Below are 17,299 nucleotides of genomic sequence, written 5' to 3'. Positions count from 1 at the left end.
ACGACGCTTTCTTGACGGAAACATGACACTTAAAAGAAAACGGCGGCCCCAAGAGAAGCCGCCGCCGGGTGTTTCCAACAGATGGGGACTTACCCCTGTTGTTTCAAGCCCTTGATCCAGGCATTGACGTTTTCTTCCAAAATGGAAAGCGGTACGGCGCCCGAAGACAGCACCACTTTATGGAAGTCACGCCAGTCGAACTTATCGCCAAGTTCATCCATGGCTTTCTGCCTGAGCTCCATGATCTTGAGCTTGCCAACCATGTAGGCAGTCGCCTGCCCCGGCATCACGATATAGCGCTCGATCGCCGCCACATCGTCACCTTTCGGGTTCGGGGTGTTCTTGAGGAGATAGTCGATCGCCTGTTCGCGGGTCCAATGTTTGGCGTGGATACCGGTATCCACTACCAGGCGGCAGGCACGCCACAGTTCCATCGCCAGACGGCCGAAGTCGGAATACGGGTCCTGATAGAAGCCCATATCCTTGCCCAGTTCCTCAGTATAAAGGCCCCAGCCCTCGCTGAAGGCGGTAAAGCGGGCGATCCGCTGGAACAGCGGCACGTTCGGCAGTTCCTGCGCGAAGGAAATCTGGAAATGGTGGCCCGGAATGCCTTCGTGATACATCAGCGCTTCGAGCTGATAGAGCGGCATATAGCTCATGTCCCGCAGGTTGACATAAACGATGCCAGGACGGGAGCCATCAGGCGCGCCGCGGTTATAGAAGGCCTTGCCTGCCGACTTTTCGCGGTACTTCTCAACCGCATGGACCTCAAGCGGTGCCTTCGGCGAATGGTCGAAATATTCCGGCACCTTGGCACGCATACCGTCCAGGTAGGCATTGGCACGTTTGAGGTAATCTTCGCGGCCAGCCTCGGTGTTCGGCTCGAAGAACCGCTTGTCGGTGCGGGTATATTGGAAGAAGTCCTGCAAGGTGCCCTTGAAGCCGACCTCTTTCATGATCGCCTGCATCTGTTTATGGATGCGCGCGACATTCTCAAGTCCCAGCTGATGGATCTGCTCGGCGGTCATGTCGGTCGTGGTGTTGTTTTTCAGCATCTGGGCGTAATAGGCGTCACCGTCCGGGAACTTCCAGGCGCCGTCATCGGTGGTTGCTACCGCTTCCTCGGCCTTCAGCGTCTTGATCAGAAGCTCGTAGCCCGGCTTGAACCCGGTCAGGAGCGCTTCCTTGGCGCGCTTGATCAGGTCATCCTTGACCTGCGGGTCGGTCTGGAGCGCATCCACTTTCTTGCGGAAGTCGGCCAGGAGAATGCTGTCCGGTCCGTCATCGAACGGCGCGCCCTTGAGGACGTTTTCAGTTGCCGACAGGGCCAGCGGGAAAACGAACTTCGGCGGCAGGATGCCTTCCTTCTGGCGTTTTTCCATATTGGCGGTCAGCTCCTCCATCAGGGGCTTCACACCCTCAAGCCGCTTGATGTAGGACATGGCGTCCCGGACCTTGCGGACCTGATGCACCGTCATCAAATGGGTCGGGATCGCGGTCTGCCAGCCGAACATCTGGTTGACCGGATAGCCGTAATCGCGCCAGCGGTCATTGGCGATGTAACGCTTGGCTGTAATATCGAAAATGCGGTAGCTCAGTTTTTCCGCATCGGTCAGCTGGCTCACGTCAAATGTATGCAGTTCCGCAAGCTGGGCTTTATAGAGCGCCAGTTCCTTGTCGGCAGCGGCATCGGTCAGTTCCGGCCATTTGTCATTGTTGCTGTGGTCGCCGAGGCGGTCCGCCATCATCGGGTTGAAGGCCAGGCGGTCTTTCATCGCCTTGTCGAAGAAGGCGGCCAGGCGCACATGGACGTCCTGCTTGGCAGGTGCTGCCTGTTGCGTTGTTTGCTGCTGGCCCTGGGCCTTGTCGGCCTCCCCCTTCGGCTGGCCGCAAGCTGAGAGCGCGAGAAGAAGCGCGAGCGATGAAACGGTGTTGCGTAACATGATTTTCCCTTTGTAAATGGCGATTCCGGCCCCAAGCGGCCGTTTACAGCAGACTTTAAACCTGCCCCAATCAGGTTTGCCTGCCCAGTCAAAAAGAGAAATTTGTTCACGCCCGGTAATCTTTTGCCAACCTTCATGCGATAAACTGCGCCCAGAGTGCGACGAAATACCCGCATCACACCGGGTTCGGTTGACAAAGTTGCTCCCGCTGCCTATCTGACGCGTCAGTAAAGGAGTTCCAGACCAAATGCACAAAGATCTGCCGATTACCAAGCGCCCGCTGTTTACGATTGGCCAAGTCGTGCGTCACCGCTATTTCCCGTTCCGGGGCGTCATCTTCGATGTCGATGCCGAGTTCGCCAATTCCGAGGAATGGTGGGAATCCATCCCGGCCGAAATCCGGCCCGCGAAGGAACAGCCTTATTACCATCTGTTCGCCGAGAATGAGGATTCGAGCTACGAGGCCTATGTCTCGCAGCAGAACCTGGTGCCCGACGATTCAGATGAGCCGGTCAACCATCCGGATGTACCGGAGCTGTTCGGCAGCCTGGAGCGCGGGCATTATCAGCTAACGGCCTTCCCGCGCCATTGAGGCCCTGGGATCAGAGCAATAAAAAACGGCGCCCGCATGAGGCGCCGTTTTTTGTTAGGCAGATATTCCTGTCTCGATTAAGCAATCATCGCCAGGAAAACCAGAAGTACGATGCCTGCGATCAGTCCGCGCGTCGCATACTTCAGGAAGTTATGGTAGGTCTGCTCTTGCTCTTGAATTTCCATCATCACTCAGCTCCTCGGCCAGCTAAATCACTCCGGGCCGCAGCCCCCCTTGGATGTTCATATTTTGCTCTATAGCCTATTGAACGGCCAAGGCCAAGCCCTAAAGGTTCGCTAAAGGTCCAGGCACTGCTTCAACAATGCAGGGTCGATATTCCCACCACTTATGATGCAGACACTGACCTTGTCGCGCCCGCTCATTTTACCGGAAAGCAGCGCCGCGAGCGACACCACGCCCCCCGGTTCGCCGACCAGTTTCAGCTCCCGTGCGGCATAGCCCACCGTCTTCAGGGCATCGTCATCGCTGACCGTCAGTCCCTTGATGCCCAGATGCTGCAGCACGCTGAAGGTCAGCTCCCCCGGGCTTTGGGTCAGGAGCGCATCACAGATGGAGCGCGCGTCCGGGTCGATCACCTGGCGCGTGCCTGTCTCAAGCGAGCGTTTGACGTCATCCATGGTCTCCGGCTCAACCGCATAGCCCTGAACTTCCGGGAAATGATGATACATGGCGGTGAAAATACCGGACGCCAGCCCGCCACCGCCACAGTTGACCAGCACCTGGTCCGGCACCACGCCAAGGGCGTTCAGGTCCTCGGCGATCTCAAGGCCCGCCGTGCCCTGCCCGGCCATGACATACTCATTATTGAAGGGCGGCACGATCACGGCGCCGCTGTCGCTCGCAACCGAGCGCGCTACCGCCTCACGGTCTTCCTTGTAGCGGTCATAGATCACCACTTCGGCCCCGAACCCGCGCGTGCGCTCTACCTTCAGGGGCGGCGCGTCATGCGGCATGACGATCGTCGCCTTGATGCCGAGCATCTGCGCCGCGCGCGCCACGCCCTGGGCATGGTTGCCGCTTGAAAAGGCAACAACGCCCGCGGCTTTTTCATCCTCATTCAGGCGCGACAAACGGTTATAGGCGCCGCGAAACTTGAAGGCGCCGGTCTGCTGGAGGTTCTCAAGCTTGATGAAGACCCGGCCGCCAATCCTGTCATTGAGCGCGGGGCTCTCATAAAGCGGCGTCCGGACGGCAACGCCCTTGATCTGCCGGGCGGCAGAGAGAATATCGTCATAGCTGATGGCTGGCGCGGTCATCTTAGTCCCCTTTATGGCCTTTACGTCTTTTGGCTTTCCAATTCTGCCAGGCCCGGCCGATCTTGACCTCATACCGGCGCCTGAACCGGCGCACGGAGGGAAAGTCCACCGACAGAACCAGGAACCCCAGCGGGATCATCCAGAAACCAAGCACGGGCAGGAAGCCCAGTATACCGCCGATAATCAGCGCGATGCCAACAACCAGCCGCCCGGTCCGGCTGTTTGGGGTTACTTTTTGCACATGTTTGCGAACCATCTATCCCGCCTGCGTCATGTCATTGCCTTGGTTTGACGCATGTTTTTAAGGCGCTTGTCAACAAACATCTGGCCCACGAAAAAGGGAGGCCGAAGCCTCCCTTTCCAAAATCTGCCAAAAAGCCCCAGGAAGGGCCTGAAGGCTTACTCGTCGCCGAACTTGTACGAGAATTTGACGCCGAAGGTGCGCGGACGGCTGGCGCCGAAATAGTGCGCCGGGAACGGGAAGGAAGCCTCACCGGTACCGTCGAAATAGAGCGCATTGAAGACGTTCTCGACATAGCCGGTAACCGACCAGCCGGCATCGGCGTCAAAGCCCATCCGGAAGGTAACGTCGGTCCAACCCGGGTTGATCGCCTCAACAGCGTTATCGAGCCCGCCGAAGGTCGACGTCTGGGTCCGGAATTCGACCGATGCGTTGGCCTCACCCTTATCCTTGACTGGCGTATGGAACGTCAGCACGCCGGACGCGATCCATTCAGGCGTACCACCAAGGCGGTGGCCATCACTGCCCGGTACGATCTGGTCCGCACCGTGGATCTTGTTGTGGTTATAGGAACCGGACACGAACAGGTCGAAGTTCGGGCCAAGAATGGCCTGAGCCGACGCTTCGAGACCCCAGGCGTTCACAGTACCAACGTTTGCCACCTTGGTGCCTGCATCCCAATAGTTGATCTGCAGGTCGGTGTAACGGTAGTGGTAGCCTGCGAAATCGAGACGCAGTTTCTTGTCGAACATGTCGCCCTTGGCGCCGATTTCATACGACCAGACTTTCTCCGGGTTGAAGGCGTCAGGCGTTGCACCCGGGTTCGCCACCAGATTGTCGTCCATGCCATTCGGCAACAGAACGGCAAAGCTGCCGAAACCACCGGACTTATAGCCCTTGGTCGCGCTGGCATAGATCATCCAGCTGTCGTTCGGACGATACCGGGCGATGAAGCGCGGCGTGAAGTCATCCCACGACTTGTCGCCATAGACGAAGCCATCGGTGGTGTAGCCGAACATGAAGAACGGACCGAGCTCGTCATGAACCGGCAGAACGTCGATACCGAAGTGCTTGGTGTCTTTGGTATAGCGGACACCGGCATCAAGTTCGAACTTGTCGGTTACGGCATAGGTGAAGTCCACATAGGCACCCCAACCCTTATATTTGCCGGCAACACGGTTGCGCTCGTGGTGGCCGTTCGGGTTGGCGGTAAAGTCGCCATAGCCCCAATAGGCATACAGGTCCGAGCAGCTCATTTCATAATAAGCGGCACAGAGAACCTCAGGATTCGAGGCGTTGTCGAACGTGGCGTTGATGGTTTCCTTATAGTAGGAAACACCGGCATACCAGCTAAGCGGGCTGTCACCCTTTTGCGAGACAAGACGCAGCTCGGTCTCGAAATAGCTGCCGCTCTGGTTCTGGCCATAATCGTTATAGCGGATCGGCATGCCGTCGAAATCTTCGGCATAGGCATAGGTATGGCCTTTGTAGCCGGTGTTCGACGTCAGGGTAGCGAAATCGAGGTCGTAGTTGACCTCCAGGCTACCGGAATAGATTTTGCCGCGGTCATAGTTGCCGAGACCAAGGTCGGAATCGATATTGCGCATGTCGGCGCCATGCGGCTTCGCCCGGCCAATAATCGGACGCAGCGTCTGAAGGAAAGCCATCGATTCATCATTGATGGCTCGGTAGATCGAGCCGCTTTGATTGCGGTCTTCGAACTCGCCAACCATGGTGGCATCCCACTTGTCACCACGCCAACCAGCGCTGACACGAAGGGCATTCTTGTTGTGGGCAACCAACTTGTCACCGTTCGGGTTATAGTGGTTGGTGACAAAGCCATTTTCATGGCTATGGTAACCGGCCAGGCGCAGGGCGAAATCATCACCCATCGGCAGGTTTACAGCCACTTCGCCTTCAAGAATGCCGCGTTCACCGACACCGGCGTCAACGTGGCCACCGAACGAGCCGAACTTCGGCTTGGCGGTATAGAGGCTGATAGCACCACCGATAGCGTTCCGGCCGAACAGGAAGCCCTGCGGGCCGCGCAGAACCTCGGCGCGTTCCATATCGAACATCGACGACACAACAACACCGTTCCGGCCCTGATAGAGGCCGTTCTTGAAGAAGCCGGCCGACGGGTCGCCGCCAACGCCGAAGTCGTTGGTCGAGATACCGCGGATGTTGATATAGTCGATGAAGCTGTCTTTACTGTTGCCAGCAAAGCCCGGCGCGAATTTGACCAGGTCTTTCACGTCATCGAGGTGAACCCGCTTGGTGAAGTTGCCGTCGAATGCCGTGATGGCAATCGGCACATCCTGCACGGATTGCGCTCGCTTCTGCGCCGTTACCACGATCTCTTCGAGGCCGAGGGTCTTCGGCTTGTCCTGTGCGGACGCCTGGCCCGCACCGAGCAGAGCAACCAGCGAAGCGCCGGTTGCCAGCATGGCACTGCGGGTCTGATACACAGATTTCATTTTCTGTTCCTCCCTTTCAGGCAAAGCCTGAGAGTTTCATTTTGGGCAAGGATCCCCCCATGGGTCATGCCCTTTACGTGGTTTGGATGCGGGCCAACCTAACCGCATCCGGAATTTAGGATGGACTTTGCCATCCCGCATTTTTCAGGGCCGACAGCATCGGCCCCAAATATGGTTCAAACTCTCTCCATCTCCCCACGGATCTCGTGTGCGCCTTCTCCCGCACCTGGGCAGCACTGGCTGTGGTTACAGCCGTCTCCTGCATATGGAAATTTTCGCAGGCGTCCTGCCACTCAAGACCCAGATATTCAATAATTTTTCGAGCGTTAGCTGGAATATCAGCGACCACATCCTCGTAAGCGACCTCGAGGACACGGTCTCCTAAAAGGTCACGCCAGTGCGCCATCAGGCGACTGTAGCGACCATAATGCCGGGCCATTTCCTCCTGGTCGTAGGAATGGAAGTAGGCATCGGCGAATAGCTGTTTGAAACTGGCGAAACAGCTATCGGCTGCGTCCCGCGTTACATGAATGACACGGGCATTCGGAAAGGCCGCGAAAATAAGCGGCAGATAAAGATAATTAACCGGTAGTTTATCGACAAACCGGGGTAAATCCCCCCGAACTGTGCGTGTGGTGGCGAGATACAGCTGACCCAGCTTCTCAAGGTCCAGCTCTGCCGCCTTCTCAACGATTTCCGCCGTCATCGCCCGTGGGGATGTGATCCCGGTCATGCGCTTGAGCGACTGGCCAAACTGCTGCAATTCCCCTGCCGAATGAACATCGCTGTGCGCGGTGACAATCCGTTCCACAAGGGTCGTCCCTGTGCGCGGCTGCCCCACGACAAAGATGGGCGACGGGTCTTCGCACCCTGCCCCGCGCTTCTGCCACCAGTCCGCATCATAAACACGCTCCAGCGTCTCAAAAAGCGCCTGGTCTTCGGCCTCGTCATAGCGGACAAGCGCACGGCGGACCTTGGCACCGGCAGCATAAGCCTCGAAAGCCTTATCCCAGCGCTTAAGATCTTCAAGCTCCTTACCCATGGCATAGTGATAGAAAGCCTGGTCCTGATGGCCCGGCGGAACGGCGGACAGCAACTTGGCCATTTCTTTGACATGGCTATCATCCTTGGCGCTACCGAGGCGCGACAGCATCCAGTGGGCCTGCGCGGCATCCGGTTTGTCTGCCAGAACCGCTTCAAGCGCGGTGCGGGCTTCATCCATACGCCCCAGGAAGGTCAGGCATTTGGCGCGGCCGAGGTCAAAATAGGCGGAGCCCGATATCTGACGCGCCCGGTCATACCATTTCAGTGCTTCTTCCTGATGGCCGAGCAGGCTGTAAACCGTTGCCAGAACTTCATGGACAAGCGGATCGCCTGAATTGAGCGCAACCGCTTTCTCAAGCGCCTTATCGGCATTGGCCATCTGGCCTGTCGTCACAAACGCGCGGGCAAGCTGGGCCCAGGCGGCGGCATGATTTTCATCAAGCGAGACGACATTCTTGAAGGCATGTTGCGCGGTCGACCAATCGCCGCTTTCGACCCCGATCAGACCGACGAGGAAATGCGCTTCCTTGGCGCGGGGATAGTGGCGCAGCACAAGGGTGCAGCAGCCACCGGCCTCCCTGAAATCGCCGCGCATCATGGCGCCGAAACCGCGCTGCAGAAGCCCGGCCGCATCAGCCTTGGTCATCGGCCTTCCACCGACACCACCCTGGCCAATTATGCCGCCTGCCATCGCCATCTTCAGCCCCATGCATCCTTAAGACGATAATAAGCCATGCCCACCGCCAGGATCGGCTGCCGGAACATCCGGCCTCCCGGGAACGGCGGATGCTTGACGCCGACCATGATATCGAAGCGGTCGGTCTTCCCGCCGATCGCCTCGGCAATCAGGCGGCCCGACATATGGCTTGGCGCCACGCCATGGCCCGAATAGGCCTGAGCATAATAAACCTTCGGCGCGATCCGGCCAAGCTGCGGAATACGGTTGAGGCCGATGCCCATATAGCCGCCCCAGGCGTGGGTGATCTCGGCACTTTCAAGTTCCGGGAATACCTTGAGCATGTTGGGCCGCACCGCAGCGACGATATCGCTCGGGTGACGGCCCGAATAGGTCGCGAGGCCACCGAACAACATGCGCCGATCCGCGCTCATGCGGAAATAGTCAAGCGCCCAGCGCTGGTCGCACACGGCGTAGCGCTTGGGCATGATTTTGTCGGCCAATTCCTCGGAAAGCGGCTCGGTCGCGATGATATAGCTGCCCGCCGGGATCACTCGGGATGCCAGCTTCGGCACCAGATGGCCGAGATAAGCATTGCCCGCAAGCACCACATGGTTCGCGGTCACGCGGCAGGTATCCATATTGACGATGGTTTGATCGTCCTGGATATCGATGCTGCTGACACGGGCATCTTCATAGATGCGGGCGCCGAGCTTTTCCGCCGCGCGGGCTTCGCCGCGGACGAGATTGAGCACATGGGCATGGCCCCAGCCCATATTGACGACGCCGCCGATATATTTGTCGGACCCAACGATGGACTTCACTTCATCCTGGCCGATCACGCGCTGTTCGTGCGGGTAGCCGTGCTTCTGCATGGTGTCCATCGCACCCAGAAGATAGTCCATGTCGGACGGCTTCATCGCGGCATCGAAATAGCCCCAGGTCAGGTCGCAATCGATAGCGTATTTCTCTACCCAGTCGCGGATGATATCCACGCATTCGACGCCCATATCGAGCACCGCCTGGACATTCTTCTTGCCGAAGGACTTGTTGATCTTCGCCATGTCGGACATGGATTGGCCATAACCGCCGATGATCTGTCCACCGTTCCTGCCGGACGCGCCCCAGCCGATCTTGTTCTGCTCCACCAGCGCGACATCATAGCCTGCTTCCGCCAGGTGAAGCGCCGTGGCAACGCCGGTAAAACCGCCGCCAACCACGCACACGTCGACCTTGATATTGCCTTCAAGGCGCGGAAAGTCAGCCGTGTCGTTACAGGTCGCCGCATAATAGCTGGGCGGCAGCTGATCGGTGTGAATGGAGTCACGAATACGCATAAAAATCCGATAGTTATCTAGTGTTTCTTATCTAATACTGCAGGGGCGTCAGCGGAAACGCGGGTGCTGGCGCCCCTGCCCTGAATGCTTATATCCCGCCCATGCAGAGATATTTGATCTCGACATAATCTTCGATGCCGTAGCGGGAACCTTCCCGGCCGAGACCGGACTGCTTCACGCCGCCAAACGGCGCCACTTCGGTCGACAGGATGCCGGTGTTGATACCGACCATGCCGTACTCGAGCGCCTCGGCTACGCGCCAGACGCGCGACAGGTCACGGGCATAGAAATAGGACGCCAGGCCAAACTCGGTATCGTTCGCCTGTTGGATCACATCGGCTTCGTCCTCGAACTTGAAGACAGGCGCGACCGGACCGAAGGTTTCCTCACGCGCGACTTTCATGTCCCGGGTGACATTCTTCAGAAGCGTGGGCTCGAAGAAGCTGCCGCCGAGATCATGCCGCTTGCCGCCCAGGACCAGTTCGGCGCCTTTCGAAAGCGCATCGGCGATATGGTCTTCGACCTTTTCGACCGCTTTGGCGCTGATCAGCGGGCCTTGCACGACACCGTCCTCGGCGCCGTTGCCTACTTTCATCGCCTTCACGGCAACCGCGAGCTTCTCGACGAAGGCATCATAAACGCCCGCCTGAACATACATGCGGTTCGCGCAGACACAGGTCTGGCCGGAATTGCGGTATTTCGATGCCATCGCACCGTCAATCGCGGCATCGAGGTCGGCATCGTCGAACACGATGAAGGGCGCGTTGCCACCCAGCTCAAGCGAGACTTTCTTGATATCGTCCGAACACTGGCGCATCAGAAGCTTGCCGACCGGGGTCGAGCCCGTAAAGGTCAGCTTGCGCACGGTCTGGTTCGCGCACAGCTCACCGCCGATTTCGCGGGCATTGGTGCCGGCAACCACGTTGAACACACCTTTGGGGACACCCGCGCGTTCAGCCAGTTCAGCGAGCGCGAGCGCCGACAGCGGCGTTTCAGCGGCAGGCTTCACAACAACCGGGCAACCCACAGCCATGGCAGGCGCCACCTTGCGGGTAATCATGGCGTTCGGGAAGTTCCACGGGGTAATGGCCGCGACAACGCCGATCGGCTGCTTGATCACGACGATTCGCTTGTCGCCCTGGTGCTGCGGGATAACGTCACCATAAACGCGTTTGCCCTCTTCAGCGAACCATTCGATGAAGCTGGCGCCATAGGCGATTTCACCGCGCGCTTCCGCGATCGGCTTGCCCATTTCAGCGGTCAGTATCTGTGCCAGGTCTTCCTGGTTTTCCATGATCAGGTTGAACCAACGGCGCAGAATCGCACTGCGCTCCTTGGCGAGCTTGGCCTTCCAGGGACCGAAAGCCGCTTCGGCAGCCGCAATCGCAGCCTTGGTTTCCGCCAGGCCCTGATCCGGCAGCGTCGCCACCACATCACCCGTTGCCGGATTACGCACATCGAACGTGGCACCGCCTCCTGAGGCCGTCCACGCACCATTAATATAACCTTTGTCCCTGAGAAGGGCACTATCCACCAGTTTCATACTATTCCCCACGTAACATTGGACCGGCCGCATTCGACCACCCAGACACGATCGTGTCGACGACCGCGAGTTTAGGTCAAATTGGCGGCTACGACAGCCCATTGCGTTGCGGTAATGTGATCACAATGTTACAATGATGTCAACCAGCGCGGCGCAGAAAATTTACATAGATATTAAAGAGCATTGCTCACACATGGCCACTTTTGGCCGCATATAGCTTCACAATCTCGCAACAAGCCCCCTTGACGCCGCCGATAAAATGTGATCACTTTATTTGAAATACAGCGGCCAAATGCCGATTACTGCATCACTAATTTTTACGGTGTTATCTTGAAGCAACAGATTGATCATACTGGCTCTTACTATGCTGCCAGCGCACACGCGACCCCCGCCCGCCCTAGCCTTAAGGGCGATGTCAGCACCGATGTCTGCATCATCGGCGCCGGCTTTACCGGGCTCGTGACCGGCCTCACGCTCGCCGAACTCGGCTACCGGGTGGTGATTCTCGAGGCGGCCAGAGTCGGCTGGGGGGCATCGGGCCGGAACGGTGGCCAGATCATCAACGGCTTCAGCCGCGAGATCGACTATATCGAACACACCGTCGGGCGTGAGGGCGCCAAGGCACTTGCAGACCTGGCGCTCGAAGGCGGCAACGTCATCCGCGAGCTGGCCGAACGCTACAGCATCGACTGCGACCTCAAGCACGGCTCCGTCCTCGCCGCTTACACGAACAAACAGGTGCGCGATATCGCCGACACCATCGACATGTGGAAGCAGCGCGGCCGTGACGGTATCGACCTTCTGGACAAAAACGCGATTCGCGACCATGTCGGCACCGATGTCTATGCCGGTGGCTGGCTCGACCATAATGGCGGCCATATTCATCCGCTTAACCTGGCGCAGGGCGAAGCCGCCGCGGCCGAAAGCCTGGATGCCACCATTTACGAACAAACCCGCGTAACCGACGTCGATTGGGTGCGCACGAACCCTGTGGTTCATACGGAAAACGGGTCGGTGACTGCCCGTTATGTCGTGCTGGCCGGCAACGCCTATCTCGGTAAGACCGTGAAGGAATTGTACCCCAAAATCCTGCCGGCCAGTACGCAAATCATCGTCACGGAAACCCTCGACGACGCCACGGCGAACGCGCTTCTGCCGACCGATAAATGCGTCGAGGATGCCAACTATGTGCTCGACTATTTCCGCCTGACCGCTGACAAGCGCCTGCTGTTCGGCGGCGGCACGGTCTATGGCGGCCAGGATGTGGCCGACGTCGAAAAGGCCCTGCGCCCCAACATGGAAAAGCTGTTCCCCTTCATGCGCGGCATCAAGGTGGAATACGGCTGGCAGGGCAATATCGCGCTGACCTGGTCGCGCCTGCCCCACGTCGGACGCCTTGGCGGAAACACCTATTTCGCCCACGGCTACAGCGGTCATGGCGTCACGAGCACCCACATGATGGGGCGTGTGCTGGCCCATGCCATCCACGGCGATGCAAGTGCCTTCGATATTTTTGCCGGCATGCCGGCCAGAAGCTTCCCGGGCGGACAAACGCTTAGCGTACCTCTCAGCACCCTTGGTTGCTGGTGGTATTCCATGCGCGACAAGCTGGGAATCTAACGGGAAGTTTGGCGGGGGCACGCTGGCTCTGGGGAGAGCCGCCTCCGCGCAGGGGAATTAAGAATAATGAGTGCGTCAAATCTGTTTCTGGGGATGAAGAAGGAAAGCCTTTTCCAAGGCTTCAAGTACGGCATTTATCTGCTGATCTTCATCAACTTTATCTACTTCCTGCGCGAGGACTTCATCGCCGCAAGCTATACGTTCCGTGACGGCCTGCCGCTTGAGGAACTCAGCGACGCCTTCGCCACCTCAATCGATTCCATGGCGTGGCTGACGCTTCTCCTGATTTTCGAGCTGGAAACCTACATCATCCCGGATGACAAGCTGAAGGGACCGCTCAAGTGGGCGATCAGCATCGCCACTGTCGTCTGCTATGCTTTCCTGCTTCTGGCCTTCAAGGGCTATTTCGACCGGGCAATGATGACGTATGGCTTCGCCCCCGTCATCGGCGATGCCTGCCAGTATGTCGGTCACGCCATGTCCTATGCGCTTGATATTGATGACTATACCGCGCTCACGGCCAACAATTGCCACATGCTGCCCGCGACCCAGATGTATGTTAACCCGAATGTCAGCATTCTCGCCGACCATGAGACGCTTACGCGGATGCACCGGCTGGCCGTGACCGACACGGTCAACTCCGCTGCCTGGCTGCTGGTCGTCGTTGTCCTGCAGGTGGATGTCATGCTCCAGCTTGAAGGGGAATTGACCCGGAAGCTTTACCGGATCAATGTATTTATCAAGATTCTCAGCTACACTACGCTGGCAGTTGCTTGTTTTTACTGGATTATGCTGGGGGCACTTATTGATTTCTGGGACGCGCTTCTGTGGCTCATCGCCTTCATCTTCATCGAGATGAACCTGTTCAAATGGCATGAGGCCGACCTCGAAGAGGAAGAAAGGGAACATTCCATGGAACAGGCTTCGCCCCGCGTGGCGCATGCTGACGGAGCGGTATCATGAAACCTGTCGTTGCCATTGTTTGCGATACCGCTAAAAGCGGCCCGCATGTCTACCATCAGGTTGGGGACAAATATGTCCAGGCGCTCGTCCGCGTCGCCGATGTCACCCCGGTCCTGATCCCGGCGCTCGACGAACCGCTGGCGCGTGAGGAAATCCTCGCGCTTGCCGACGGCGTCCTGATGACCGGCGGCTACAGCAACATCCAGCGCCACCATTATGGCGAGGCACCAGCACCGGCGACCGAACATGAAGACCCGGCACGGGACAAGAACACCCTCCCCCTCGTCTCCGCGATCCTGGAAGCGGGTGTGCCTGTCCTCGGTATCTGCCGGGGGCTGCAGGAGATGAACGTTGCGCTTGGCGGTACGCTTTACCCGCGCGTCCATGAAATCGATGGCCGGTTCGACCACCGGGAGGACAAGGACGCACCGGTTGAGGTGCAATATGGCCCCGCCCATGCCGTTACCGTGATGGATGGTGGCCTCCTCGAAACCGTAACCGGCGACAAGGAGTTCATGGTCAACACCGTCCATGCCCAGGCCATCCGCGATGTCGCACCGGGGCTGAAGGTGGAAGCGCTGGCCGACGACGGTACCGTTGAGGCGGTTTCGGTCGAAGACGCCAAGGCATTCGCGCTTGCGGTCCAGTGGCATCCGGAATGGAAAGCTTGGGACAACCCGCAATCGACAAAGATTTTTCAAGCGTTCGGAAATGCCGTGCGCGAAAACCAAAGGGCCAAAGCCCAAAAAAACCAAGAGAAGGACAGCGCCCAGTAATGGGCCTGGTTTGGTGACTCATGTATGATGCAAAGCGCATCGAAGAGCTGGATACCTGGCTGAAAGAAAAAAACATCGATGATATCGAATGTATGGTGGCGGACCTCGCAGGCATTGCCCGCGGCAAATCCATGCCCCGCGTCAAATTCATCGAAGGCCTGAAAACTCGGGGCCTGCGGATGCCGGAAACAGTGTTCGGCATGACCATTCATGGCGATTACGCCATCAACGAATATCTGCAGGAAATCGACCGCGACGTCATCCTGATGCCGGACCTGGACACTGTGTGTACCACACCGTGGCAGCCGGAACCGACAGCCGCTGTCATCTGCGATTCCGAACTGGAAGGCGGCGAGCCGGTTGAGTTCGCCCCGCGTCAGATCCTGAAGCGCGTACTCGCCCTTTATGAAGCAGAAGGCTGGCAGCCGATCGTGGCGCCGGAATTCGAATTCTACCTTATCGACCGGCAGGACAACGTCGAAGCCAACCCGATCGCGCCTGTTGGTCAATCGGGCCGCCGTGACATCGGCTCGGCCCCTTATTCGATCGACAGCCTCGATGAATTCGCGCCCTATTTCGACGAAGTTTACGACAGCTGCGAAGCCCAGAACATCAACGTGGACACGCTGATCCACGAAGCGGGCCCGGCGCAGTTCGAATTCAACGTCATCCACGGCCCGGCCCTCAACGTTGCCGACCAGTCGTTCCTGTTCAAGCGCATCATCCGGCAGGTGGCGATCCGGCACAATATGTTCGCGACCTTCATGGCCAGCCCCTACTCCGACAATTTCGGCAGCGCCATGCATATCCACCAGTCGGTCTGTGACATGAAAACCGGGGAAAATATCTTCGCCAATGAAGATGGCTCGGATTCCGACCTGTTCATGAGCCACATCGCGGGCCTGCAGAAATACATGCACCACGCCATCCCGCTGATTGCGCCCTATCCGAACAGCTACCGTCGTTTCTCGTCTGGCATGTCCTCGCCGACCAACACGCACTGGGGCCGGGAAAACCGCTCCGTTGGCCTGCGCCTGCCTGCGGGTCCGAAGGCTGCACGCCGCGTGGAAAACCGGATTGCCGGGTCGGACGTGAACCCGTATTTCGCGCTCGCGACCTCGCTTGCCTGCGGTTACCTCGGTATGAAGGAAGGCCTGAAGCCGTCGCCCGAATTCAAGGGCTCGGCCTACGAAGCCCGCAGCCGCGCGCTGCCCGGCCACTTCCTGGACGGTATCCAGAAAATGCGCAACTGCGAGCCGCTCATTGAAGTGCTCGGTCAGGGCTTCGTCGAAACCTATCTCATGGTCAAGGAAATGGAATATGAGAACTATTCCTCCGTCCTGAACCCCTGGGAAAAGAAATACCTGATGCTGTCCGTCTAAGGGCCTATTCGCCCCAGGACTGAAACGTCATTCTCAATTTAGGAGGGGAGTACTCATGCTTTCCAACCGTACTCTGTCGTGGCAAGCGCAGGATTCTGCGCACCACCTGCACCCATTCACCACGCACCCGGTTCTCCGGGCGCGTGGCCCCCGGATGATCACCAGCGCCAAGGGCATTTATCTGGAAGATTCCGAAGGCAACAAGATCCTGGACGCCATGTCCGGCCTTTGGTGTACCCAGGTCGGCTATGGCAATGAGGAACTGGTAGAAGCCGCGACCGAAGCCATGCGGACGCTCAGCTACTACAATCTGTTCTTCATGACCTCGCACCCCTATGCCACCGAAATGGCGGCCAAAGTGTGCGAAAAGGCGCCTGAAGGCATCTCGCAAGTCCTGTTCGCCTGCTCAGGTTCCGAAGCGGTCGACAGCGCCTACAAGCTGATCAAATATTACTGGAACCTCAAGGGCCAGCCTCAGCGCAAGCAGTTCATTGCCCGCGAACGCGCCTATCATGGTTCCACCACCGTTGGCGCCTCGCTTTCGGGCCTGACCGGTATGCATCCGCAGTTCGACCTCCCGCTGCCCGGCATCCACCATATCGGCCCGACGCCTGAACATTACAAATACGGCGAAGGCCTCAGTGAGGAAGAATTCACCGACGTCTGCGTCAAGGCGCTTGAGGACAAGATCCTCGAACTCGGCCCGGAAAATGTCGCGGCCTTCGTTGGCGAACCCGTCATGGGCGCTGGCGGCATGTTGCCGCCGCCCGCTGGCTACTGGCCGAAAATCGAAGCCGTCTGCCGCAAATATGGCGTGCTTCTGTGGGCCGATGAAGTCATCACCGGCTGGGGCCGTACCGGCGAATGGTTTGGCAGCCAGTATTTCGGCATCACGCCCGATGTGATGACCATGGCCAAGGGCATGTCGTCCGGCTATGTACCGCTGTCCGCAGTCGCGCTCGGTGGCGATATCGCCGACGCCATCGCTTCGGGTGATGAGGAAATGGCGCACGGCTTCACCTATTCCGGCCACCCGGTTGCTTGTGCCGTCGCGCTCAAGAACGTGGAAATCATGGAGCGGGACGGTCTGGTAGGCGAACGCGCACAGCCGCGGATCGACTATTTCCAGAAGCAGCTCGCCACGCTGAATGACCATCCGCTCGTGGGCCAGACCCGCGGTCTCGGGATGCTCGGCGGTATCGAAATCGTCGCTGACAAGGAAACCAAACAGGCATTCGACCCGGCGCTTGATGTCGGCTTCAAATGCCGTGAGCATTGCTTCAACACCGGGCTCGTCATGCGCTCGGTCGGCGACAGCATGATCCTGTGCCCGCCCTTGGTCATCACCAACGATGAAATCGATGAGCTGGTGGACAAGGCCAGGGGCGCCCTGGACCTCACTGCCAAAGAAATCGGCCGCCTGTAAGG

At 58.5% G+C, this 17,299-nt stretch carries 14 protein-coding genes; 6 read left to right on the top strand and 8 right to left on the bottom strand.

The window, feature by feature from the left end:
* Positions 1-89 precede the first annotated feature (89 nt).
* Positions 90-1,943: a DUF885 domain-containing protein gene (locus tag K6118_RS14430; RefSeq protein WP_247121190.1), complete on the bottom strand. Its 1,854-nt coding sequence runs from the start codon at positions 1,941-1,943 to the stop codon at positions 90-92.
* Positions 1,944-2,190: 247 nt separating this feature from the next.
* Here K6118_RS14430 and hspQ point away from each other — a divergent pair, with 247 nt between their 5' ends.
* Positions 2,191-2,535, top strand: a complete 345-nt coding sequence (gene hspQ, locus K6118_RS14425) for a heat shock protein HspQ (protein WP_247121189.1) — start codon at positions 2,191-2,193, stop codon at positions 2,533-2,535.
* 77 nt (positions 2,536-2,612) lie between these two features.
* Here the strand turns inward: hspQ and K6118_RS14420 are convergent, their stop codons facing one another.
* From K6118_RS14420 to K6118_RS14390, 7 genes are all read right to left on the bottom strand, one after another.
* Positions 2,613-2,723 carry an aa3-type cytochrome c oxidase subunit IV gene (locus K6118_RS14420; RefSeq protein WP_247121188.1) on the bottom strand — a complete coding sequence of 37 codons (111 nt, stop codon included), beginning with the start codon at positions 2,721-2,723 and terminating at the stop codon, positions 2,613-2,615.
* Positions 2,724-2,831: 108 nt separating this feature from the next.
* Entirely contained in the window at positions 2,832-3,812 is a 981-nt protein-coding gene (locus K6118_RS14415) for a threonine ammonia-lyase (RefSeq protein ID WP_247121187.1), read from the bottom strand.
* A gap of 1 nt (position 3,813) precedes the next feature.
* A complete protein-coding gene (locus K6118_RS14410) occupies positions 3,814-4,068 on the bottom strand; it encodes a PGPGW domain-containing protein (RefSeq protein WP_247121186.1) in 255 nt (84 codons plus the stop codon).
* Between the two features lie 143 nt (positions 4,069-4,211).
* Complete coding sequence (locus K6118_RS14405; protein WP_247121185.1) at positions 4,212-6,530, bottom strand: TonB-dependent receptor; 2,319 nt, start codon at positions 6,528-6,530, stop codon at positions 4,212-4,214.
* 115 nt (positions 6,531-6,645) lie between these two features.
* A complete protein-coding gene (locus tag K6118_RS14400) occupies positions 6,646-8,220 on the bottom strand; it encodes a tetratricopeptide repeat-containing sulfotransferase family protein (RefSeq protein WP_247121184.1) in 1,575 nt (524 codons plus the stop codon).
* A 53-nt stretch (positions 8,221-8,273) separates the two neighbouring features.
* A complete protein-coding gene (locus K6118_RS14395; RefSeq protein WP_343269988.1) occupies positions 8,274-9,593 on the bottom strand; it encodes an NAD(P)/FAD-dependent oxidoreductase in 1,320 nt (439 codons plus the stop codon).
* An 82-nt stretch (positions 9,594-9,675) separates the two neighbouring features.
* Entirely contained in the window at positions 9,676-11,130 is a 1,455-nt protein-coding gene (locus tag K6118_RS14390; RefSeq protein ID WP_247121182.1) for an NAD-dependent succinate-semialdehyde dehydrogenase, read from the bottom strand.
* Positions 11,131-11,460: 330 nt separating this feature from the next.
* Here K6118_RS14390 and K6118_RS14385 point away from each other — a divergent pair, with 330 nt between their 5' ends.
* From K6118_RS14385 to K6118_RS14365, 5 genes are all read left to right on the top strand, one after another.
* Positions 11,461-12,750: an NAD(P)/FAD-dependent oxidoreductase gene (locus K6118_RS14385; protein ID WP_247121181.1), complete on the top strand. Its 1,290-nt coding sequence runs from the start codon at positions 11,461-11,463 to the stop codon at positions 12,748-12,750.
* Between the two features lie 66 nt (positions 12,751-12,816).
* The gene (locus K6118_RS14380; RefSeq protein WP_247121180.1) at positions 12,817-13,713 is read left to right on the top strand and encodes a hypothetical protein; all 897 of its coding nucleotides are present in this window, start codon (positions 12,817-12,819) and stop codon (positions 13,711-13,713) included.
* Entirely contained in the window at positions 13,710-14,489 is a 780-nt protein-coding gene (locus tag K6118_RS14375) for a gamma-glutamyl-gamma-aminobutyrate hydrolase family protein (RefSeq protein ID WP_247121179.1), read from the top strand. The genes K6118_RS14380 and K6118_RS14375 overlap by 4 nt, the downstream gene beginning before the upstream one ends.
* A gap of 20 nt (positions 14,490-14,509) precedes the next feature.
* Positions 14,510-15,871 carry a glutamine synthetase family protein gene (locus tag K6118_RS14370; RefSeq protein ID WP_247121178.1) on the top strand — a complete coding sequence of 454 codons (1,362 nt, stop codon included), beginning with the start codon at positions 14,510-14,512 and terminating at the stop codon, positions 15,869-15,871.
* Positions 15,872-15,926: 55 nt separating this feature from the next.
* Positions 15,927-17,297, top strand: coding sequence for an aminotransferase (locus K6118_RS14365; RefSeq protein ID WP_247121177.1), 1,371 nt, complete (start codon positions 15,927-15,929; stop codon positions 17,295-17,297).
* Positions 17,298-17,299: the final 2 nt, after the last annotated feature.

The sequence above is a fragment of the Kordiimonas marina genome (genome assembly GCF_023006325.1).
GTDB lineage: Bacteria > Pseudomonadota > Alphaproteobacteria > Sphingomonadales > Kordiimonadaceae > Kordiimonas > Kordiimonas marina.
Note: the sequence above shows the minus strand (reverse complement) of the source record. Positions and strands in the feature narration are given on the sequence as shown.